Origin of the sequence: Acinetobacter sp. YH12117, from assembly GCF_013418865.1 — a bacterium.
Lineage (GTDB): Bacteria > Pseudomonadota > Gammaproteobacteria > Pseudomonadales > Moraxellaceae > Acinetobacter > Acinetobacter indicus.
The window spans coordinates 1-21338 of sequence record NZ_VPBF01000022.1 but is presented as its reverse complement, the minus strand read 5'-3'; the positions used below and the strand labels follow the sequence as shown (position 1 = coordinate 21338).

Genomic DNA, 21338 nt, shown 5'->3' with positions numbered 1-21338 from the left:
GCTTAGAGTTTGAGGAGCTTTTTTTGCAGTAAATAGGCCTGTGCACTGTGCAGGGGCTGTTCCGGTTCCGGCTGCACTTTCTGCCAGTGGCCATCGGACTGCAATTCCCAGGCATTCTGGTTGTCATTTAAATAGCTGCGTAAACCATCTTCGACAATACATTTCTTGATCTTGCTGTCCAGAATCGGGAAACAGGTTTCAACCCGTGAGAACAGGTTACGTCCCATCCAGTCAGCGCTGGCACAGAACAGTTTTTTCTCGCCGCCATGTTCAAAATAATAGACGCGGGTATGTTCCAGGAAACGACCAACAATCGAACGCACCCGGATATTGTCTGACATGCCCGGCACTTGGGGAATCAGGCAGCAAATCGAACGGATAATCAGATCAACCTGCACCCCGGCCTGCGAGGCACGGTATAGCGCCGCAATCAGTTGTGGCTCGGTCAGGGCATTGACTTTAATCATGATCTGCGCGGCTTTGCCGGCCTGGGCAAATTCAATTTCCTGTTCAATCAGTTTCAGCAGTTCAGTGTGCAGGGTGAACGGCGCATGCAGCAGGTTTTTCAGTTTGGCCATTTTGCCCATGCCGGTCAGTTCCTGGAACATGCGGTGCACATCTTCACAGATATCCGGCTGGGTGGTCATCAGGCCGTAGTCGGTGTACATGCGCGCATTGCCGGCATGGTAGTTACCGGTGCCCAAGTGCACATAACGCACCAGCTGGTCCTGCTCGCGGCGTACCACCAGAATCATTTTGGCATGGGTTTTATAGCCGACAATGCCATACACCACTACCGCACCGGCTTCCTGCAGCACGTTGGCAACCATGATATTGGATTCTTCGTCGAAGCGGGCACGCAGTTCAATGACCGCAGTGACTTCCTTGCCATTACGCGCCGCTTCAGCCAGTACCTGCACAATTTCCGAGTCCGGACCACTGCGATACAGGGTCTGTTTAATAGCCAGCACATGCGGATCTTTGGCCGCTTCTTTGAGTAGGCTGATCACCGGCTGAAAAGAATCAAACGGATGATGCAGCAATACATCCTGCTTCTTCAGCACCTCAAAAATCGGTTTCTGCTTGCGAAACACCGGCGGAATCACCGGGCTAAAAATTGGATATTTCAGTTCCGGACGGTCAAAACTGGTGGTGAGACGCGACAGGTTAATCGGGCCACTGGTCTGATACAGCTGCTGCTGATCCAGATCAAACTCATCTAGCAAGTAGTCAATAATACTCTGCGGGCAGTCATCTTCAATTTCCAGACGCACCGCGCGACCAAAACGGCGTGATGACAGCTCATCTTTTAAGGCCACCGCCAGATCATCGACATCTTCCGACAGAATCAGGTCGGCATTTCGGGTCACACGAAAAGCATAGCAGCCGGTGGCTTTCATGCCCGGGAACAGGTCATTGATATGCTGCTGGATAATTGCCGTCAGGAAAATCTGTTCCTCCCCTTCCCCGGCCACTTCAGGCGGCAAGGCAATTAAGCGCGGCAAGGAACGTGGGGCTGGCACAATCGCCATTTCAATTTCACGGCCAAAGGCATCCTTACCTTCCAGACTGACAATAAAGTTCAGGCTTTTATTGACCAGTCGCGGAAACGGATGTGATGGGTCCAGACTGATTGGGGTCAGTACCGGCTGGACCTGTTTGGCAAAATACTGGGCAATCCAGGGTTTATGCTTGTCCTGAATTTGCGGATATTGAATAAAACGAATCCCGGCCTGCTGCAACTGCGGCAGAATGTCCTGATTTAAGGTGCGATATTGCAGCTCGACCGCCGCATGAATTTCTTCAGATAACTGTGCCAGCACCAGTTCGGTCGGAATTGCATCCGGAGTGCGGGTCAGGGCATTTAAATCCAGCTGTTTCATTAAACCCGCCACGCGGATTTCAAAAAACTCATCCAGATTTCGGGAAAAAATAATCAGAAAGTTTAAGCGTTCCAGCAGCGGCAGACGCTCATCCAGCGCTTGGGCCAATACCCGTTGATGGAACTCGAATAATGCCAGTTCCCGATTGAAATAGGTCATGGATGAATGCTGAAAATCGCTCATATCTCACTCTATGCTGTCTTACAACAGTCTGTTTGTGCCGCCTCTGTGAGGGCATCTTAGAAATTGAATATGACAGTTGTGTTACAAAAATAACCAAATGATGAAAATTAGCCCAAATTTGTTCAAAATAAAAATCTGTTTTTTATCATTTTTTTGTTTTTTGTCTAAGTAAAAAGACAGCATATTCAATATGCTAAAGCCTCCTTGCCTTAATGACAGCCAGATGACAGCTGTCCTTTATTGGCGCTGCCGGCTGGCCCAATAGCTGGCCAGCGCCGGTCCGGAAATATTGTGCCATAAACTGAAGATGGCGCTCGGCACGGCAGTCACCGGTGACGCGGCAAAATGCACCGCCGCCAAGGCCACGCCCAAGCCAGAATTCTGCATTCCGACTTCAATCGACACCGCTTTGCTGTCGGCATAGGGTAATTTAAATAAACGCGCCGCCCAGAAACCGAGTAAATAGCCCAGGCCATTGTGCAGCATCACCACCGCTAAAATCAGCAAGCCGCTTTCCAGAATCTGTGCCCGGCTGCCGGCAATAATTGCCGCGACAATGGCAACAATCGCCACCACCGAAACCAGCGGCATCAGGGTAATGGAACGCTCCACCTGAGTTTTAAACAGCGTGCGCAGCAGCAGGCCCAGTACAATCGGGAACAGTACCACCTGTAAAATCGAGCTCAGCATGGACCAGGCATCAATTTCAATCCACTGGCTGGCCAGCACAAAGAAAATTGCCGGGGTCAGCAGCGGCGCCAGCAAGGTCGACACCGAAGTACAGGCCACCGACAAGGCGGTATTGCCTTTGGCCATATAGGTAATTACATTGGAAGCCGTACCACCCGGGCAGCAGCCAACCAGAATCACCCCAATGGCAATTTCCGCCGGTAACCGGAACAAGGCACATAACAGATAGGCCAACAGCGGCATCACCATAAACTGCGCGGCCACGCCAATCGCGACTGCTTTCGGGCTTTGCAGCACGCCTTTAAAATCCTGCAGTGACATGGTCATGCCCATACCAAACATGATGATGCCAAGCATCCAGGTGATATAGGCTTTTAACCAGACAAAAGCCTCTGGCTGATACATGGCAATCACGGCAAATAGCAGCACCCACAGGGCAAAAGTTTTCTGTACAAACTGGCTAAAACCTAACACCATAGACCTCGGCACGTTCTGAATGAATGATTCGGGCCAATCAGGCCAGGCTTGGCTGTGCAGCAGGCTGTAACAGGCCCAACACATCTTTGCTATAGACCCGTTTTACCCCATGCGCTAGCATCTCCTGCCAGGCATGTTGCAATGAACCTTTCAGGTCTATGCCTTTGCTGGCATCGGCAATGACAAAGGTATTAAAGCCCAGCTTGCAGGCATCTATGGCGGTCCAGGCCACGCAAAAATCGGTGGCAATGCCGGTAATAAACACCGTGTCGATACCACGCGCTTTTAAATAGCCAGCGAGACCGGTGGTGGTTTTCTGATCCGCTTCCATAAAGGCCGAATAGCTGTCAATTTGTGCATGAAAACCTTTACGGATAATCAGCTGCGCCTGCGGCAAGTCCAATGCCGGATGCAGTTCGGCATCGGCTGTGCCCTGGACGCAATGTGCCGGCCACAGCACCTGCTCGCCATATTCCAGCATCACCACTTCATACGGCTGTTTGCCCGGATGATTGTCGGCAAAAGAAATATGATTCTGCGGATGCCAGTCCTGGGTCAGGACAATATTGTCGAAGACCTGCCCCAGCTGGTTAATGATCGGAATAATCTGATCGGCATCAGCGACGGCCAAATTACCGCCCGGTGTAAATCCATTTTGTACATCTACTACGATCAATGCCGTCTGCGCTTGCATAACACCTATCCATGTTTCGCTTATTGTCAGCGTCCTAGCATATACCAAATGGATGGTTTTGTTGCAGCGGAATCATTGGACTGTACGGTGAAAACAAAACAGCCCGCATATGCGGGCTGTCTGAAGGGGTCGTTACAATGCGTGTTTAGTTTTGAATACGACGCACCAGCAGTAACATAAAGATGGCAGAGATCACGATACATGGAATCGCGGCAGAGATCACCCCTGCTGCACCAAAGCCAGCCGTTAACAGTGAACCGGCAATCGCAGGCCCAAGCATCGCACCAACACGGCCCACGGCAGACGCCACACCAATACCGGTACCACGCACTTCAGTTGGATACACAATACCACCGAAGGCATACAGTACACCCTGACAGCCAATGACGAATGCACCCACCAGCGCAGAGGCCAGATACATTTGAGTTAATGAACCTGCAGCGTTCAGTGCCAGCAGACCGGCCAGAATACCGCCATACATCAACAGAATGACATAGGCTTTTTTCCAGCGATCGGTCAGCATACCCAAAATAACGGTACCAATCGTCGCGCTGACCATAAAGTAGAACTGTGCAGTTGCGCCTTCTTTACGCGAGAAGCCCAGTTCCTGGAACAGCGACGGTAACCAGCTCAGCATGATGTACACCACCATCAGGGTGAAGAAATAGCTGACCCAGATGAACATGGTACGTAGCAGGTTGTTCGAGTTAAACAGATCTTTAAACGAACCTTGTGGCGTAGCTTCTGCTGTCGTATTCGCAGCCTGATCTTTGGCTTTTAAATATTCCTTTGATTCTGGCAATAACCACATCATCACTGGAATGACGATAATAGGTAATAAACCGCCTAGGTAGAAAATGTTTTTCCAGTTAGAACCGAAATCGGTACTGGCAATTAACGATAAAATCGCAGCACCGACTGGCATACCACAGTACATCAGACCCACGGCACGGCCACGGTTTTGTGGTGATACCGCTTCAGAGGCCAGCGTAATCAGAATTGGCATGGCTGCACCCAGACCGGCACCGGCCAGGAAACGCACCACCAGTAATGAGTTAAAGCTGTTGACCCATACGGTACATAAAGTAAAGACCGCAAATACGGCAGTCGACCAGATTAGCACCTGTTTACGGCCAATACGGTCTGCCACGCGTCCACCAACCAGTGCACCAGGCAATAAGCCCAGAATCCCTGCACTAAAAAACACCCCCAATTGCGAGCTATCGAGGCCAAAATGCTCACGGATACCAACTGCGGCAATACCTGCTGCCTGGATATCCAAGCCTTCAATGACCGCAATCAAGAAACAGATGGCTACTGTCACAATCGCATGTCGATTATCTGATCTTTCCATTGGAGAATCCTTGTTTCAATCAGTGTTTATAAAAGGTTAAGACCGCCATCATCTATGAGGATGTCCTTTGAATTAACTACCAATAAGTGGAATAAAGCGCTGGTCTGGCAAAAAATTAATAGACATTTCTTATTTTAAGACACGCAAACATATAGTTTTAGAAAGACTTAATTGAGGCATATCAATTTAAAAAAACAATAAAATTCATATAAATATCAACGGTTACAAATAAACAAACAGTCAAAATTATTATTTTTATTTAGATCTGAAAAAAATCATTCCGAGCTGGTTTAAGCAGGAAATGGCATTAAAAAAAAGGCTATTCAAATAATTTTCAGGTCTAGTTTAAGTGTTTTTTTATCTTAATTCCGACCCTTTTACCTGGTTTTCACAGCTTTTTACTGCTTTTTCCAGGCAAAATTGCTGTCCGGACAGCTTCTATAGACCTATGCTTACTCACCAGTTCATTCTAAAGTCGAAGATGAACCGGAACTGCTGTAAAAGCACCAACTTATGCCTTATACCGGACTGTTTTGAGCAGCGGATAAAGTTGATATTGGCTTTGACTTACGGATATTGTTCTGACACACTGAATCAGTCATAATTTGCATAAGCATTATTCAATCATGACTTATTGAATTCTGACTCAAATCAAAATACTGCAACCATCCACGTTTTCTGTTTCTACGAACTTTTGTGGATGGAAAAATAGGATATTTTTTCAAAATGACTCAGCAAGCACAGACCATTCAAGGCTCAATTGTCGCAATCGTCACCCCAATGTTAGAAGATGGCAGCGTAGATTGGAAAGGTCTCGAGAAGCTGGTTGAGTGGCACATAGAACAAGGCACGAACAGTATTGTGGCCGTGGGCACGACAGGTGAAGCCTCTACATTAAGCATGGCTGAACATACACGTGTGATTAAAGAAATCATTCGCGTGGCCAACAAACGTATCCCGGTGATTGCTGGTACTGGTGCAAACTCAACGCATGAAGCGATCGAACTGACCAGAGAAGCCAAAGAACTCGGCGCCGATGCCGCACTTCTCGTCACGCCATATTATAACAAGCCAACCCAGGAAGGGTTATATCAGCATTATAAGACTATTGCCGAAGCAGTGGATCTGCCACAAATCCTGTATAACGTTCCGGGCCGTACTGGCGTCGACATGTCCAACGAAACAGTGATTCGTCTGGCCGACATTCCACAAATTGTGGGCATTAAAGATGCCACTGGCGATGTACCACGTGGCCGTGAATTACTGGCCGGTCTGGCGGGTAAAGACATGACTGTCTATTCAGGTGATGATGCCACTGCCTATCAGTTAATGCTGGCTGGTGCCAAAGGCAATATCTCGGTTACGGCCAATGTGGCACCAAAAGTCATGAGCGAAGTTTGTGCCGCAGCCATTGCCGGCGACAATGACAGCGCTGAAGCACGTAACAATACAGTTGCAAATTTACACAATATTCTATTTTGTGAATCAAACCCAATTCCGGTGAAATGGGCACTTCATGAAATGGGCTTAATTGGTACCGGCATCCGCCTGCCATTAACGCCACTTGCAGAACAATATCGCGCACCGTTACGTGAAGCTTTACAGGCTTCGGGTGTCATTTAATAAGAGCACAATATTATGCAATTACGTTTTGGTTTAATCGCTGCACTTTCAGTGGTAAGTTTGGCAGGTTGTAGTTCTTTAGCCATCAGCAATGGCTCTCTGGATTATAAAGACACCACCACCCTTGCGCCCTTACAATATCCTGAAGGTGCTGTGGCCCGACCAGCAACGCCATTGTATCCTGCACCAACGGTTGACCCACTGGCCATTGAACATGCACCGAAGCTGGAAAACAGCCGTGGCAACCGTTTCGCACTTCCTCGTCCTCCAGCCGTAGAGCCGACTCAGGCCGCTGCTGTACAGGACAACACCGCGCCAGGTCGTCCACAACCGGTTGTAGATGGAAATCAAAATCCACTGCTCAAAATAGATGGAAATTCTGCTACAATTTGGCAGTATACGCTTGCCACACTCAGCAGCCTGAACCATAGCATTATTGGTCAGAGCAAAAACCGTTACGAAGTCACCATCTCGGTCGATCAACAGACCTACGTCTTAAGACTCACCTCTGTCGGTACAAGTAACAACCTGGCTGTGTTCAACGCCGACAACAGTTTTGCAGACAAAGAAAAAGCTGCAGACCTGTTGGCCCAGATTTACCAAAATTGGCCAGCCTAGACATTACTAGGCATTTTTTTCTGAAAAAGGTTCCCTCATGTTAAAACAAACCTTGCTCTATACTGGTAAAGCGAAATCTGTTTATACCACAGATAGTGAAGACCACCTGATTTTAGTCTTTCGTGACGATGCCTCTGCGTTCAATGGCGAAAAGATCGAACAACTAGATCGTAAAGGTAAGGTGAACAACCGTTTTAACGCCTTTATTATGGAAAAACTGGCTGAAGCCGGTATCGAAACGCATTTTGAAAAACTGCTGACCCCAAATGAAGTGCTGGTGAAAAAGCTGAGCATGATTCCGGTTGAATGCGTAATCCGTAACTATGCAGCTGGTTCTCTGTGCCGTCGCCTCGGTGTCGAAGAAGGCAAGGAACTGACCCCGCCAACATTTGAACTGTTCTTTAAAGATGATGCCTTAGGCGATCCAATGGTCAATGAATCTCAAGCGATTGCGCTGGGTTGGGCGACTGCTGAGCAGCTGGCACAAATGAAAGAACTGACTTACAAAGTTAACGATGTACTAAAAGCCCTGTTTGATGCCGGCAACATGATTCTGGTCGATTTCAAACTTGAATTTGGTGTATTCCACGACCGTATCGTGCTGGGTGATGAATTCTCTCCAGACGGCTGCCGTCTATGGGACAAAGACACCAAGAAAAAACTCGACAAAGACCGTTTCCGTCAAGGTTTAGGCGGTGTGGTTGAAGCCTATGAAGAAGTTGCGGCACGTTTAGGCATCAACCTCGACAATATCTGATCATCTCCAAGATGAACGATAAAAAAACCGGATCAGCTGATCCGGTTTTTTATTGGCTGAGTTTTCTTACTATCAATCGAAAAAACAAATTAAAATTATAAAAATGATCGTTTTTACATATTTTTAGTTTTGACCTATGCTTAAGCACATAGGCAAGACACGGTAAATTTTACAGTGACTGCCGATCAGTTTCGTTAATCCTCGCGGATGTTCTCTCCCAATCTAACATCCAGTTTGGCCCAATTCATCCCTCTGAATTGGGCTTTTTTTTATTGCTACTGTTGCTGCTGCATCCAGCGCCGCTGCTGTAAACGCTCGGCTTCAACTTCGCGTTTATTGCGCGCCGATTCATACAGCTTGGTGCCTTTTAATTCTGGCGGCAAATAATCCTGCAATACAAAATGCTCCGGATAATTGTGCGGATACAGATAATCCACCCCGTAGCCCTGCTCTTTCATCAGCTTGGTCGGCGCATTACGCAAATGTAACGGTACCGGCAAATTGGCGGTTTTTTCCGCCAAGTCCAGCGCCTTGTTAATGGCCAGATAGGTACTGTTACTTTTGGCACTGGTGGCCAGATAGACTGCACATTGGCCCAGAATAATCCGCGCTTCCGGCATACCAATCACCTGCACTGCGCGGAAACATTCACCGGCCAGCAACAAGGCATTTGGGTTGGAATTGCCAATATCTTCCGAGGCAGCAATTAGCATACGCCGCGCAATAAACAGCGGGTCTTCTCCACCCTTGAGCATGCGCGCCATCCAGTACAGAGTCGCATCCGGGTCACTGCCGCGAATCGACTTAATAAAGGCCGAGACCAGATCATAATGCTGCTCGCCAGATTTGTCGTAACGGGCAATATTCTGCTGCGCCACTTTCACGACCAGGGCATTGTTAATACTGTTTTCTGTGTCCGGCTCAAAGGTGCCGGCAATCAGCTCGAGTAAATTCAGCGCCTTACGTGCATCACCCGCCGCAAACTGCACCAGTGCTTCAAACTCTTCAATCTGGATATAACGTTCTTTTAAGAAGCTATCATTCTGGACGGCCTGGGTCAGCAGCTGCTGGATGGCCTCGGCACTCAGTGCATTTAAGGTATAAACCTGGCAGCGCGACAGCAAGGCACTGTTCACCTCAAAAGACGGGTTTTCCGTGGTGGCACCAATCAGGGTAATTTTGCCCTTCTCGACTGCATTTAATAAGGCATCCTGCTGGGATTTATTAAAGCGGTGAATCTCGTCAATAAACACCACCGGCGTTAGTAAATCGCCGCCATCGGCAATCACTTCACGTAACTCCTTGACCCCGGTATTGAGCGCAGACAGACTGACAAAAGGACGATCAACCGCCTGCGCCAGCAACAAGGCAATGGTGGTTTTTCCAACGCCTGGTGGTCCCCAGAAAATAATCGAAGGCAAATGGCCCTGATCAATCATTTGACGTAACGGGGCCTGCTCCCCCAGAAGATGATCTTGACCGATAATCTGCGACAGATCGCGCGGGCGCAAACGTTCAGGAAGTGGAATATGGCTGTCTGACATAGAAGGTTTTCTGTACAAAGCTGCGGCTGAGTGTACTATGTTATGGCAAAATGCAGTATTTCAATAGCCGATTTTTTAGCGCTTGCTGCGGCAAACTGAGTCTAAATGTAGGCAGTTGTTTTATCAGGTTTAAATCGCCAATTTTGCTCTTAAAGATACAGACGGCCTAAAAACTTAACGTACCCAGCGCACAATATAGTCTTCTATTTCTTCTTCATTGACTTCCGTTTCAGAAATACAGCGGCCAGCGGCCGATTTTTTGGCGCGAATCACGCTCTGACGTGAACCGGTATTTAAATAATGCCAGGACGGCAGGTTTTTACCTTCTTTTAAACGGCGATAGGCACAGCTTGGCGGTAGCCAGTGAATACTGTCCAGCTTTTCCGGCGTCAGCTGAATACAGTCCGGCACCTGTTGCTGCCGGTTCGGATAGTCCGAACAGCGGGCAGTCGTACAATCCAGCAGCTTGCAGGCCACTTTGGTGTAAGCGACTTCATGACTGTCTTCATCTTCCAGCTTGACCAGGCAACATAAGCCGCAGCCATCACACAGCGCTTCCCATTCTGCCTGGGTTAAGGCTGTTAACGGATAGTTTTTCCAGAATTGGGGACGAAGCTGATCAGACATGATGCACAACACTACAAAATAACCGGTCTATTATAACAGTCTTCTACAAAAGCATGTGCTATGTCATAGATACAATAGAATCATAGACTTAAATAAATAGTTGAACACTTAATAAACAAAAGCAAAACAATCAAATCAGCGACTTGCCCCTATACTTGATCAAGAAGTATAAAAACACATGGAGAAAAATTATGTTTCGTTGGGCCATTATCTTCGCTGTAATCGCACTTATTGCCAGTCTACTCGGTTTCGGTGGTGTCGCTGGTTTATCTAAAGATTTCGCGGTCATTCTGCTGGTTATTGCTGTTATTCTGGCAATTGTCGGCTTCCTGTCCCGCGGCAAGGTATAGTTTCTTATACCCTGACCCTCACAAAAAAGAAGGATGCAAATCCTTCTTTTTTTATGCCTGTGTTTAGACCGACAGCAGATACAGACAGATTATTCTTTGAAAAATAACTTAAAAATATTTTCTCACATTTGTTTAGGCCCATTGAAATGTTTTTCAAACCGCTGTCTCATTTTTATGTTTTAATCGAATTATTTCAAAAAACACAAGGATTGGACACATGACTTTAGCAATCAAAACTCGCGAAATTCAGTATACGGCGGCAGATGGTAGCCAGTTGGTCGGTTATTTTGCTGCACCCGAAACCGATGCACCAGTCGCGGGTGTGATTGTGGCACCAGAATGGTGGGGCCGAAATGAATATATTGAACAGCGTACCCGCGAACTGGCAGAACACGGTTATGCCGCCCTGGCCATTGATATGTATGGCGACAAGAAAAATACCACCACGGCTGCCCAGGCCAATGAATGGATGAGCCAGACCTTTGAAGACCCGAATACAATTGTGACTCGTGCGTCTGCAGCTTTGGACACTTTAGCTGCCCAACCGGAAGTAAATCAGGCTAAACTGGCAGCCATTGGCTTCTGTTATGGCGGCAAAGTGGTGCTGGATTTGGCCCGTTCAGGCGCCAACCTGCAAGCCGTTGCGACTTTCCATGCCATTCTGGCGGCTAGAGAACCGGCGCAGGAAGGCAAGGTACAGGCAGAAATTCTGGTGCTGCATGGTGAACTGGACAGCATGGTAACGCTGGATGATGTGGCCAGCTTCCGTGAAGAAATGCACGCCGCCCAGGTAGAACATGACGTGATTGTGTTTGAAGATGCCAAGCACGGCTTTAGTAACCCGCTGGCCGATGAACGTGCCAAAGCCAATGGCGTCGACCTCGGCTATAGCCCGGTAGCAGAACAGCAAAGCCTGGATGCCATGTACCAATTATTACAACGCCGTTTGGCCTGATTCTGGCATGAGGCCATATATATTGAAAAAGATTAATGAATTTGAATAGAGGATAGAAGAATGACCGAACAAGACTGCCCATATTGCAACTTTGATGAATATGATGTCATTGCCAAAAATGATTATGGCGTGATTCTACCCGAACCGAACGCATTGTCTAAAGGCCACTGTGTCATTATCCCTCTACGTCATGTCAGTTCTTTTTTTGATGTTACCGACAAAGAACGTAAAAGCCTGATGTCGCTGCTGGAACTGGCGCGGAATGAATTACAGCTGCGCCATCAACCGGCGGGCTTTCATGTCGGCTTTAACGATGGCGATGTGTTTGGCAGCCCATCGCAGCATTTGCATATCCATATTATTCCACGCTATGAAGGTCAAATCCTCAAGCTGGACCAACGCTGGGGGATGAGCGGCAGCATCTAAGCCTTACCGCTACCAAAACAGAAGGTGATGCCGCGGCATCACCTTTTTTATTGCCTGCTGCATCGGCAAGATTTGGGTATACTAGGCGACTGCTTAACAGTTCCGGTTCTCATGTCTGCCTTTTCTTTTTCCCATGCCCTGCTTTCCTGGTTTGATGTACACGGTCGCCATGACCTGCCCTGGCAGGTGGCCGATGACCCGTATAAAGTCTGGGTATCAGAAATCATGCTGCAGCAGACCCAGGTCAAAACCGTGCTGCAATATTTCGAGCGTTTTATTCAGCGTTTTCCCGATGTGGAAAGCTTAGGCCAAGCCTCCTGGGAGGAAGTGGCGCCGTACTGGGCCGGACTCGGTTACTATGCCCGGGCACGCAATCTGCATAAAGCGGCTGGCATAGTGGCCCAGCAAGGACATTTCCCGGAAAATCTGGAACAGTGGATGGCCCTGCCCGGCATTGGCCGCTCGACCGCAGGCGCACTGATGTCTTTGGGTCTCAGACAATACGGCGTAATTATGGATGGCAACGTCAAACGGGTGCTGGCGCGGTTTTTTGCCATTGAAGATGATCTGTCCAAACCGGTACATGAACGGGCCTTGTGGCAGCTGGCAGAACAGCTGTGTCCGACCGAGCGTAATCATGACTACACCCAGGCGATTATGGACCTCGGTGCCACCATCTGTACCCCGAAAAAACCCTTATGTCTGTACTGCCCGATGCAGCAGCACTGCAAGGCCCACCAGCAGGGCCTAGAAGCCGAATTACCATTTAAAAAACCGAAAAAAGCCGTACCCGTAAGACAGACCCAGGTGTTGCTCTTACACAGTGATGGCCAGTGGCTGTGGCAGCAGCGGCCGAATAGCGGCCTCTGGGGCGGATTATGGTGCCTGCCGATTATTGATGATCCAGCGCAGTTTCAGGCGCTCTGTCAGCGTCTGGGTCTGAAACAGCGACAACAGCAGCTGCAGATTTCACACAGCTTTACCCACTTTACCTGGCTGCTGGATGCCAGTGTAATTCCGGTCGAGCCGGACCAGCAGGAACATCTGGCGATTGAGCTGGACGCCGAATGGATGACGCCGGCACAGGCCACTGCACGTGGACTGCCGACCGCCATGAAAAAATTGATCTCGGCCGCCGATTTATGACATAGTCAAAGACTGGAATTCGAATACCATCGACATAATAATCATCAGGGAGATGCTGTGCTTCGCTCGATTTCACTCTGCTGTGTTTTCTTCAGTCTGATTCTGCTAGCGGCCTGTACCTCGGCACCGAAAAAATCTGCTGCACCCCTACCGCCGGCCATGGTTAAAAAACTGCAGCACATGCCGCTGAAAACCCGCTTGCCAGTGCCGGTACAGGGCGTCAAACGTCAACACTTGCAAGATACCTGGGGTGCGTCACGCAGTCGCGGTCGCCTACATGAAGGCATTGATATTCTAGCGCCACGCGGCAGCAAGGTGTACAGCGCCACCGAAGGCCTCATTGCCGACTTACGCAATAACAATTTGGGTGGTAAAGTGGTATGGATTCTGGGACCGGGCGGCAGCTGGCATTATTATGCCCATCTGGACCGGCATAAACGTGGCCTGAAGGTCGGAGATTATGTCAAGAAAGGCGATCTCATTGGCTATGTCGGCAATAGCGGCAACGCCCGCCATACCGCGCCGCATCTGCATTATGGCCTGTATTTAAATGGCAAAGGTCGCGGTGCAGTCAATCCCTATCCCTATTTACGTTAGTTTGCTTTAGGAAGTGTACATGTCAGAAGCATTGATCAATCGACTGGTCGAATTTGCCGAATCCGGGAATCAACAGAAAATTATGTTGAACGGCCAGAGTCATCAGGGCTGGATCATGGAAATTACTGAAGATGCACTTCTGATCAGCACCGGCTATGCCGATAAATCCGGCAAGGATGTCTGGATTGCCTTTGCCGATCTGCCTCAGGCGGAATTGTCTTACTGGGATAACCGTCAGGATCAATGGGTTCATTTCCAGCTTTAAACCCGTACAGGAGCATCATCTATGGATCGAACACGCTGCGGCTGGTGCTCCGAAGATCCGCTCTATATCGCCTACCACGACCAGGAATGGGGCCGCCCGCTTCACGATGAAGCGCAGCTGTTTGAAATGCTATGTCTGGAAGGCCAGCAGGCCGGTCTGGCCTGGATTACCGTGCTCAAAAAACGCGAATGTTACCGTCAGCATTTTTTTCAATATTCCATTGCCGATATTGCCGCGTTGTCTGATCAGGCCTTGCAGGACAAATTACAGGATCGCGGATTAATCCGGCATCCGGCCAAACTCGCAGCCATCCGCACCAATGCTCAGGCCTGGCTCCAGCTGCAGCAGCAAGGTATCAATCTGGTCGACTGGCTGTGGCAATTTGTCGATCATCAGCCCGAGCAGCATGCCGTACCCGATTATCGCAGCGCACCGACCTATACTGCAGCCAGTGTGGCGCTGTCTAAAGCTTTAAAAAAGCAGGGCTTTCAATTTGTTGGCCCCACCATCTGTTATGCCTTTATGCAGGCCGTCGGCATGGTCAACGACCATGAAGATCACTGCGCCTTTAAATCCCTTCCCCCTTTAGCCGAGGAGCACTCATCATGAGCAACACTACCATCCGTGCCTATGCCGCCATGCAACCCGGCGAAGCACTGGTGCCATATCAGTTTGATGCTGGCGAACTGTTGCCGCATCAGGTCGAAGTTCAGGTGGAATATTGTGGCCTGTGCCATTCCGATTTGTCGGTGATTAACAATGACTGGCGCTCTTCGGTCTATCCGGTGGTGGCCGGGCATGAAATTATTGGCACCATTGTCCAGTTAGGAAGTGAAGCCAAAGGATTATCTGTGGGCCAGCGTGTCGGCATTGGCTGGACGGCAGAAAGCTGCCAGCACTGCGATCCATGCCTGTCCGGCCGGCAGGTGCAATGTACCGGCGATAGTGTCGCCACCATTGTCGGACATGCCGGCGGTTTTGCCGATAAGGTCCGCGCCGGCTGGCAATGGGTCATTCCCTTACCGGCTGATCTGGATGCGGAAAGTGCCGGCCCGCTGCTCTGTGGCGGTATTACCGTATTTGATCCGATCATTAAGCACCAGATTCAGGCGGTGCATCATGTCGGGGTGATTGGAATTGGCGGCCTTGGGCATATTGCCATTAAACTGCTCAAAGCTTGGGGCTGTGAAATTACGGCCTTCAGTTCCAACCTGGAGAAAACCGCAGAGTTAAAAGCCATGGGCGCCGATCATGTGGTGAATAGCCGTGACAGCGCTGCCCTGAAAGCCCAGCGCGGCAAGTTTGACCTGATTTTAAGTACGGTGAATGTCAGCCTGGACTGGCCGGTATATCTGTCTGCCCTGGCACCAAATGGTACGCTGCATATGCTGGGCCTGACCTTAGAGCCGTTACAGGTCTCGGCTGGTGCGTTAATTGGTGGTGGCAAAGCGGTGACAGGTTCATCGACCGGTTCACCATCGACCTTGCGCCAGTTACTGAAATTTGCCGCCCGCAAACAGCTGGCGCCGCAGGTTGAAGTATTCCCGATGTCGCAGATTAACGAGGCAATTGAACATTTACATGCTGGCCGGGCGCGTTACCGGGTGGTGCTGAAAGCAGATTTTTAATCTGCTTTGAAGCCAAATCTATAATAGATACAATTACTCACGAATAAATTGGGCCACCTCTGCGGCTGGCCCCGATTGTATAAAAAATGTGTTAGATATTCAGTCTGTTATGGCATATGCTTAACGATGCGCATATATTAATTAGCCAAACCGAATGATTGATGTCAGCGGTTTGATTCAAAAAGTCTGCTAACATGAAAGCAGCTTTGACACGATAAAATGATTTGAGAAAACCTATGAGTAAAGCCTTACCCATTGCTGTTGCTGTAATTTTAGGCGGTGCTGCACTTGTTCCTGTTTATTATGCAACTCAACACCCTGCCACTGTATCCTCAAAAGCATCTGCAAATGCGTCTGCGGTTGAAAAAATCAGCTATGCATTAGGCTATGAAGTTGCCCATCAAACTCCACCAGAGCTGGACATTAACAGCTTTGTGACTGGTGTCCGTGAAGGTCATGCGCGTCAGCAGCCAGCCTATACTGAAGAAGAATTACAAAAGGCCTATGAACAGTTCCAGCAGGAACTGCAACAAAAACAGGCTGATCAGGCCCAGCAGGCACAAACGGCCAGCGATGCCTTCCTGACTGAAAATGCCAAACAGGCAGGGGTACAAACCACCGCGTCAGGTCTGCAATATAAAATTACCCAGCAAGGCAATGGCAAACAGCCAACGGCCAGCTCTGTGGTAAAAGTACACTACACTGGTAAACTGGTCGATGGCAAAGTATTTGACAGCTCGGTTGAGCGTGGTGAACCAATCGAGTTCCCGTTAAACCAGGTGATTCCAGGCTGGACCGAAGGTCTGCAACTGATGAAAGAAGGCTCGAAAGCCACGCTGTATATCCCGTCACAACTGGGTTATGGCGAACAGGGCGTGCCGGGCATGATTCCACCAAACAGCACCTTGATCTTTGATGTTGAGCTGATTGAAGTAAAATAAAAAACAAGGAGAGCCTGGCTCTCCTTCGTTGTTTAGGGACGCATAATATGAAAAAAACGATCACCCTGCTCGGCCTCGCCCTGTGTAGCGCGGCCACACTGGCTCAACCGGTGACCACCAAAAGCTCCACTGAACAGCAGGTGGGCTACAGCTTTGGTTATTTAATGGGGCGCAGCAATGTCGACACCTTAAAAGGTATGGATCTGGATGCCTTTGTGGCGGGTTTAAAAGCCGCCTCACTGGGCCAGCAAGCCAGCCTGAGCGATGAAGACATGGCCCGTATTCTGACCCAGTTCAAAAAGCAGGCCGAAGCCAAACAGCTGATTGAGCTGAAACAGCGCGCTGAAGCCAATGACATGATTGGCAAGGCCTTTCTGGCAGAAAACTCGCGTAAGGATGGGGTGAAAGTCACTTCATCGGGGCTGCAATATCTGGTCTTGCAATCCGGTTCCGGAAAAAAACCGAAGGCCAGCTCCAAAGTACGCGTGCATTATGAAGGCCGCCTGATTGATGGCACTGTATTTGACAGCTCGATGGCGCGTCAGCAACCGGCTGAATTTCAGGTCACACAAGTCATTCAGGGCTGGACCGAAGGGCTGCAACTGATGCGTGAAGGAGCCAAATACCGCTTCTTTATTCCGGCGAATCTGGGCTATGGCCAGATTGGTTCTGGCGATGCGATTGAACCGAACAGCACCCTGATTTTTGATGTCGAACTGCTGGAAGTGATCAATAAATAAAGACGCTTGCGCTGCTCGTGCAGCAGCATCGTGCAATAAAAGCCTATAAAAAAACCCTTTGAGCTGTTGAGTCTCAAAGGGTTTTTTTATAGGAGCTGAACATCTTTCGTGTTCAGCTCTACCGGATTAAGGTTTTAAATGACGCGGTCTGAAACCGGTGGCCAGCAGACCAAGAGCATACGCTGCCACACCCACCACACACAGCAGCAAAACTTCCAGCACGCGCATCCACTGCGATACATCACCGTTATACCAGCTCAAAGCGTACCACAAGGCAGCCACCATCACCGCATTGGCCGTGCCAAACTGGAACAGCAGTTTTTTCCAGTGCCCGCCAAAACGGAAAATATCGCGTTTATGCAAATAGAAATACAGCATACCGGCATTGACCAGCGCGGAACCTGAAGATGCCAGTGCCAGCGCCATGTGCTCGGCTTCCCAGTCAATCAGTTTAAACAGCCCAATAAACACCACGTTTAAAATGGCATTGGCTGCCACCGCCATTAAACCGACCCGAACCGGGGTGCGGGTATCCTGCTGGGCATAAAAGCCCGGAGCAAAGACTTTAATCAGCATAAAGGCGATGACCCCGGCACTCATACATTGCAGGGCCAAGGCCGTCATCTGGGTATCTTCCCAGGTGAACTGGCCGCGCTGGAACAGGGCCTGAATAATTGGGGTCGACAGCATAAACAGTGCAATACTGGCAGGCACACCAGCCAGCACAATAATTTTCGCCGCCCAGTCCATCATGCCACGGAATTTTTCCTGATTCTGCTCGGCATGGCGCGCCGACAAGGATGGTAAAATCACCGTACCAATTGCCACCCCAATCAGGCCCAGCGGCAACTCGGTCATCCGTTCGGCACTGTACAGCCACGATACCGAACCATCCTGCATAAATGACGCCCAGATGGTGTTCAGCAACAGGTTAATCTGGGTCACCGATACCCCAAACAGGGCCGGCAGCATCAGCTTCATGATGCGCTCAACGCCTTCATGCTTGAAGTCGATTTTTGGCGGAATCAGCAGCTTTTTACGCCATAATTCCGGAATCTGGATCGCCAGCTGCAAGGCTCCGGCAATAATCACCGCCCAGCCCAAGGCCATAATCGGCTCGGCCATATACGGCGTTAGCCACAGGGCTCCGGCAATCATGGCCAGATTTAGTAGCACCGGTGCAAAGGCCGGCGTGGTAAAGGAGCCATAACTGTTTAAGATGCTGCTGGCAAAAGCGGTCAGCGACATAAACAGCAAATAGGGAATGGTCAGGCGGAACATGTCCGTGGCCAGCGCAAATTTTTCCGGATCGCTATGGAAACCTGGTGCGTAAACGTACATCACCGCCGGCGCTGCCACCATGGCAGCCAGCGTCAGCAGGCTCATCACCGAGGCCAGACAGCCAAACACCCGGCTAATCAGAATCTGCACTTCGGCATGGGTGCGGCTGGTTTTATATTCGGTCAGAACCGGAATAAAGGCCTGGGAAAATGCCCCTTCAGCAAACAGTCGCCTGAAAAAGTTCGGGATACGAAAGGCCACCACAAAGGTATCGAAATCCTTTCCCGCACCAAACACATTTAATAACACAATATCCCGCACCAGTCCCAACACCCGGGACAGCATGGTCATCGTACTGACAATAAAGGTCGATCGCCAAAGCGCCATCGGAACCACCCAAATAAAAATTTAGCCGCTATTGTAAAGAAACCTAAGCACAAGTTTCGTTATGAATTGATGAAGATGCTGCTTCTATCCTGCTGTTGCAGTCACGCAGTAAAGACCGGAACCGGCTCCAGTCAAAATAAGGTCCCGGATCGGTCTTGCGCCCCGGGGCAATATCGGAATGTCCAGCCAGATGACGCTGGATTTTCGGATAGGCCTGCTGCAAGGCCGACACCACTTCCGCCAGTACCTGATACTGGATCGCTTCAAAGGGCAGATCATCACTGCCTTCCAGTTCAATACCAATGGAATAATCATTACATTCCGGCTTGGCCAGATAACTGGAACGTCCGGCATGCCAGGCGCGGTCATTGAAATTGACACATTGCAGCACTTCGCCGCTACGCAAAATCAGCAGATGCGCCGAGACCTGCATCCCTTCAATGGTCTGAAAGTAAGGATGCGCCGACCAGTCCAGCCGGTTTTGAAAAAACTGTTCGATATAACCGCCGCCAAACTGTGATGGCGGCAAACTGATATTGTGAATCACCACCAGCTGAATTTCGGTCTGCTGCGGACGCTGGTTAAAATTCGGTGAAGGCACCTGCCGCGCACCTTTTAACTGTCCCTGGATGACCTGAAAAGAAGCCGCCTGCTGCATAGAATGATCCTGATATTTTTTTCAGTATAAAAATTTAGCCCATCCTAAAACTTTCAGCTGAAAATCTCAAATCAGACAAAAAAGCCGCGAAAAAGCGCATCGGGCCAGCCGAACAGTGCTAATATATCGCGCAATTTTCATGGGTAAAGAGATAAGGACAGGCAATGAGCATACCACAATCTTTATTGGAGCAATCTATCCAGATCAATATTCAGCAGGCCCTGCAGGAAGATATTGGCGAGGCAGATATTACCGCTTTACTTACCCCGGAAGATGAACAGGCCACCGCCACCATTATCAGCCGTGAAGACATGGTGCTGGCCGGTCAGCCTTGGGTGAATGCCTTAATCCAGCAGTACGATCCAAGCGTTCAGATTGAATGGCTGAAACAGGATGGTGATCGCGTGGCAGCCAATGAAGCCTTTTTAAAGCTGGCCGGTTCTGCGCGCAGTTTATTGACCGTAGAGCGCCCTGCCCTTAACTTTGTCCAGACCTTATCGGCCGTGGCCACCAAAACTGCCGAATATGTGAAACAGCTCGATGGCCTGCACACCAAACTGCTGGATACGCGTAAAACCTTGCCGGGTCTGCGTATTGCACAAAAATATGCGGTCACTGTAGGCGGCGGCCAAAACCATCGTCTGGGGCTGTTTGATGCCTTCCTGATTAAAGAAAACCATATTATGGCCGCTGGCGGTATTGCCCAGGCCATTGCCAAAGCCCATCAAATTGCACCAGGCAAACCGGTGGAAGTTGAAGTTGAAACCTGGGATGAGCTGAATCAGGCTCTGGACGCTCAGGCCGATATCGTGATGCTGGATAACTTTAGCCAGCAACAGATGATTGATGCAGTCAAGCATGTTGCCGGTCGCTGCAAACTGGAAGCATCGGGCAATATCACCATTGCCAACCTGCGTGAAGTGGCCAGCACTGGTGTCGATTATATTTCTATGGGCGCTCTGACCAAAGATGTCAAAGCGGTCGATTTATCCATGCGTTTTAATGCTTAATCGCAATTCGATATTTGTCGATAACGAAAAAAGGTGCCTCATGAGGCACCTTTTTTATTCATTTAGGGTGAGTCGATGGCCGCAAGACTTTAATCATCTGCACGGCCGTCGCCATCACGGTCCTGATTCAGCATGGTGCCATCACCATCACGGTCATTGGCCGTATCACACGCGCTTAAACCAAAGGCGCCCATCGCCAGTAAGATCATCAAGTATTTCATGGTACATCCCTCTTTTTTGCTGTTTTAAAAAAATCACTGCGAGTTTTAGTAAGCCATGAAGCTCGGTTTCAGCATGTTGGTTTTTGTTATGAAGATGAATCTGCGCACAGCCGCTGGTTACGTTTGCTTCAATCACAAAAAAACGCATCCGGAGATCATTGCTGTCCCACAATTTTTCACAAGAGGAAGCTCATTTGAGCTTCCTCTTGTTTTATGGGTATTTTATCGGGTGAAAATAAAGCTTTTAAAGTTCTTCTTTCAAACAAATTCACTTGAATTATTC

Annotated in this window: 24 protein-coding genes; 15 read left to right on the top strand and 9 right to left on the bottom strand. The window is 49.3% G+C overall.

From position 1 onward, the window contains the following. Positions 1-2 precede the first annotated feature (2 nt). The 4 genes from ppk1 to mhpT form a co-directional block, all read right to left on the bottom strand. Positions 3-2066, bottom strand: coding sequence for a polyphosphate kinase 1 (gene ppk1 / locus FTU55_RS09065; protein ID WP_075175034.1), 2064 nt, complete (start codon positions 2064-2066; stop codon positions 3-5). Positions 2067-2303: 237 nt separating this feature from the next. Next, the gene (locus tag FTU55_RS09060) at positions 2304-3233 is read right to left on the bottom strand and encodes a bile acid:sodium symporter family protein (protein WP_163145362.1); all 930 of its coding nucleotides are present in this window, start codon (positions 3231-3233) and stop codon (positions 2304-2306) included. 37 nt (positions 3234-3270) lie between these two features. Next, positions 3271-3927, bottom strand: a complete 657-nt coding sequence (gene pncA, locus FTU55_RS09055; RefSeq protein ID WP_163140786.1) for a bifunctional nicotinamidase/pyrazinamidase — start codon at positions 3925-3927, stop codon at positions 3271-3273. Positions 3928-4072: 145 nt separating this feature from the next. Further along, positions 4073-5281 (bottom strand): 3-(3-hydroxy-phenyl)propionate transporter MhpT, encoded by a 1209-nt coding sequence (gene mhpT, locus FTU55_RS09050; protein WP_180046851.1) that lies wholly within the window; start codon positions 5279-5281, stop codon positions 4073-4075. A gap of 726 nt (positions 5282-6007) precedes the next feature. On the opposite strand from mhpT, the gene dapA reads away from it, so the two are divergent. From dapA to purC, 3 genes are read left to right on the top strand one after another with little or no spacing between them, the layout of a single operon-like run. Then, the gene (gene dapA, locus FTU55_RS09045; RefSeq protein WP_005180931.1) at positions 6008-6904 is read left to right on the top strand and encodes a 4-hydroxy-tetrahydrodipicolinate synthase; all 897 of its coding nucleotides are present in this window, start codon (positions 6008-6010) and stop codon (positions 6902-6904) included. Between the two features lie 15 nt (positions 6905-6919). Next, positions 6920-7522 (top strand): hypothetical protein, encoded by a 603-nt coding sequence (locus FTU55_RS09040; RefSeq protein WP_005180933.1) that lies wholly within the window; start codon positions 6920-6922, stop codon positions 7520-7522. A gap of 37 nt (positions 7523-7559) precedes the next feature. Then, entirely contained in the window at positions 7560-8279 is a 720-nt protein-coding gene (gene purC / locus FTU55_RS09035) for a phosphoribosylaminoimidazolesuccinocarboxamide synthase (protein WP_005180935.1), read from the top strand. Between the two features lie 275 nt (positions 8280-8554). Here purC and FTU55_RS09030 read toward each other — a convergent pair whose 3' ends face one another. Continuing rightward, positions 8555-9823, bottom strand: a complete 1269-nt coding sequence (locus FTU55_RS09030; RefSeq protein ID WP_016658696.1) for a replication-associated recombination protein A — start codon at positions 9821-9823, stop codon at positions 8555-8557. Positions 9824-9997: 174 nt separating this feature from the next. Beyond that, positions 9998-10450 (bottom strand): YcgN family cysteine cluster protein, encoded by a 453-nt coding sequence (locus tag FTU55_RS09025; RefSeq protein WP_016658695.1) that lies wholly within the window; start codon positions 10448-10450, stop codon positions 9998-10000. A gap of 191 nt (positions 10451-10641) precedes the next feature. On the opposite strand from FTU55_RS09025, the gene FTU55_RS09020 reads away from it, so the two are divergent. The 10 genes from FTU55_RS09020 to FTU55_RS08975 all read left to right on the top strand — a co-directional run bounded on the left by FTU55_RS09020 (position 10642) and on the right by FTU55_RS08975 (position 17498). After that, positions 10642-10800: a DUF1328 domain-containing protein gene (locus tag FTU55_RS09020; protein WP_005006601.1), complete on the top strand. Its 159-nt coding sequence runs from the start codon at positions 10642-10644 to the stop codon at positions 10798-10800. 217 nt (positions 10801-11017) lie between these two features. Continuing rightward, positions 11018-11755, top strand: a complete 738-nt coding sequence (locus FTU55_RS09015) for a dienelactone hydrolase family protein (protein WP_016658694.1) — start codon at positions 11018-11020, stop codon at positions 11753-11755. A gap of 60 nt (positions 11756-11815) precedes the next feature. Further along, positions 11816-12181, top strand: a complete 366-nt coding sequence (locus FTU55_RS09010; RefSeq protein WP_005180943.1) for an HIT family protein — start codon at positions 11816-11818, stop codon at positions 12179-12181. 111 nt (positions 12182-12292) lie between these two features. Continuing rightward, entirely contained in the window at positions 12293-13327 is a 1035-nt protein-coding gene (gene mutY / locus FTU55_RS09005; protein WP_180046849.1) for an A/G-specific adenine glycosylase, read from the top strand. A 57-nt stretch (positions 13328-13384) separates the two neighbouring features. Then, on the top strand, positions 13385-13924 hold the full coding sequence (locus FTU55_RS09000; RefSeq protein WP_104513161.1) for a M23 family metallopeptidase: 540 nt from the start codon (positions 13385-13387) through the stop codon (positions 13922-13924). 19 nt (positions 13925-13943) lie between these two features. After that, positions 13944-14189 carry a hypothetical protein gene (locus tag FTU55_RS08995; RefSeq protein WP_005180946.1) on the top strand — a complete coding sequence of 82 codons (246 nt, stop codon included), beginning with the start codon at positions 13944-13946 and terminating at the stop codon, positions 14187-14189. A 21-nt stretch (positions 14190-14210) separates the two neighbouring features. Further along, on the top strand, positions 14211-14798 hold the full coding sequence (locus tag FTU55_RS08990; protein WP_104484361.1) for a DNA-3-methyladenine glycosylase I: 588 nt from the start codon (positions 14211-14213) through the stop codon (positions 14796-14798). After that, positions 14795-15817: an NAD(P)-dependent alcohol dehydrogenase gene (locus FTU55_RS08985; protein ID WP_180046847.1), complete on the top strand. Its 1023-nt coding sequence runs from the start codon at positions 14795-14797 to the stop codon at positions 15815-15817. Before FTU55_RS08990 ends, FTU55_RS08985 begins: the two co-directional genes overlap by 4 nt. A gap of 236 nt (positions 15818-16053) precedes the next feature. Then, entirely contained in the window at positions 16054-16758 is a 705-nt protein-coding gene (locus FTU55_RS08980) for an FKBP-type peptidyl-prolyl cis-trans isomerase (protein ID WP_005180950.1), read from the top strand. Positions 16759-16805: 47 nt separating this feature from the next. After that, positions 16806-17498 (top strand): FKBP-type peptidyl-prolyl cis-trans isomerase, encoded by a 693-nt coding sequence (locus FTU55_RS08975; protein ID WP_104472308.1) that lies wholly within the window; start codon positions 16806-16808, stop codon positions 17496-17498. Between the two features lie 126 nt (positions 17499-17624). On the opposite strand, the gene murJ is transcribed toward FTU55_RS08975, so the two are convergent. Together murJ and ampD are read right to left on the bottom strand one after the other, a co-directional pair. After that, entirely contained in the window at positions 17625-19166 is a 1542-nt protein-coding gene (gene murJ / locus FTU55_RS08970) for a murein biosynthesis integral membrane protein MurJ (protein ID WP_218949096.1), read from the bottom strand. 43 nt (positions 19167-19209) lie between these two features. Beyond that, a complete protein-coding gene (ampD, locus tag FTU55_RS08965) occupies positions 19210-19824 on the bottom strand; it encodes a 1,6-anhydro-N-acetylmuramyl-L-alanine amidase AmpD (RefSeq protein WP_016658689.1) in 615 nt (204 codons plus the stop codon). 164 nt (positions 19825-19988) lie between these two features. Between ampD and nadC the strand changes: the two genes are divergently transcribed. After that, positions 19989-20834: a carboxylating nicotinate-nucleotide diphosphorylase gene (gene nadC, locus FTU55_RS08960; RefSeq protein WP_016658688.1), complete on the top strand. Its 846-nt coding sequence runs from the start codon at positions 19989-19991 to the stop codon at positions 20832-20834. 89 nt (positions 20835-20923) lie between these two features. Here the strand turns inward: nadC and FTU55_RS15150 are convergent, their stop codons facing one another. After that, the gene (locus tag FTU55_RS15150; protein WP_005180959.1) at positions 20924-21055 is read right to left on the bottom strand and encodes a hypothetical protein; all 132 of its coding nucleotides are present in this window, start codon (positions 21053-21055) and stop codon (positions 20924-20926) included. Positions 21056-21143: 88 nt separating this feature from the next. Between FTU55_RS15150 and FTU55_RS14990 the strand changes: the two genes are divergently transcribed. Further along, positions 21144-21338, top strand: a 195-nt coding sequence (locus FTU55_RS14990) for a hypothetical protein (RefSeq protein WP_218949097.1), incomplete at its 3' end; no start/stop codon positions are given.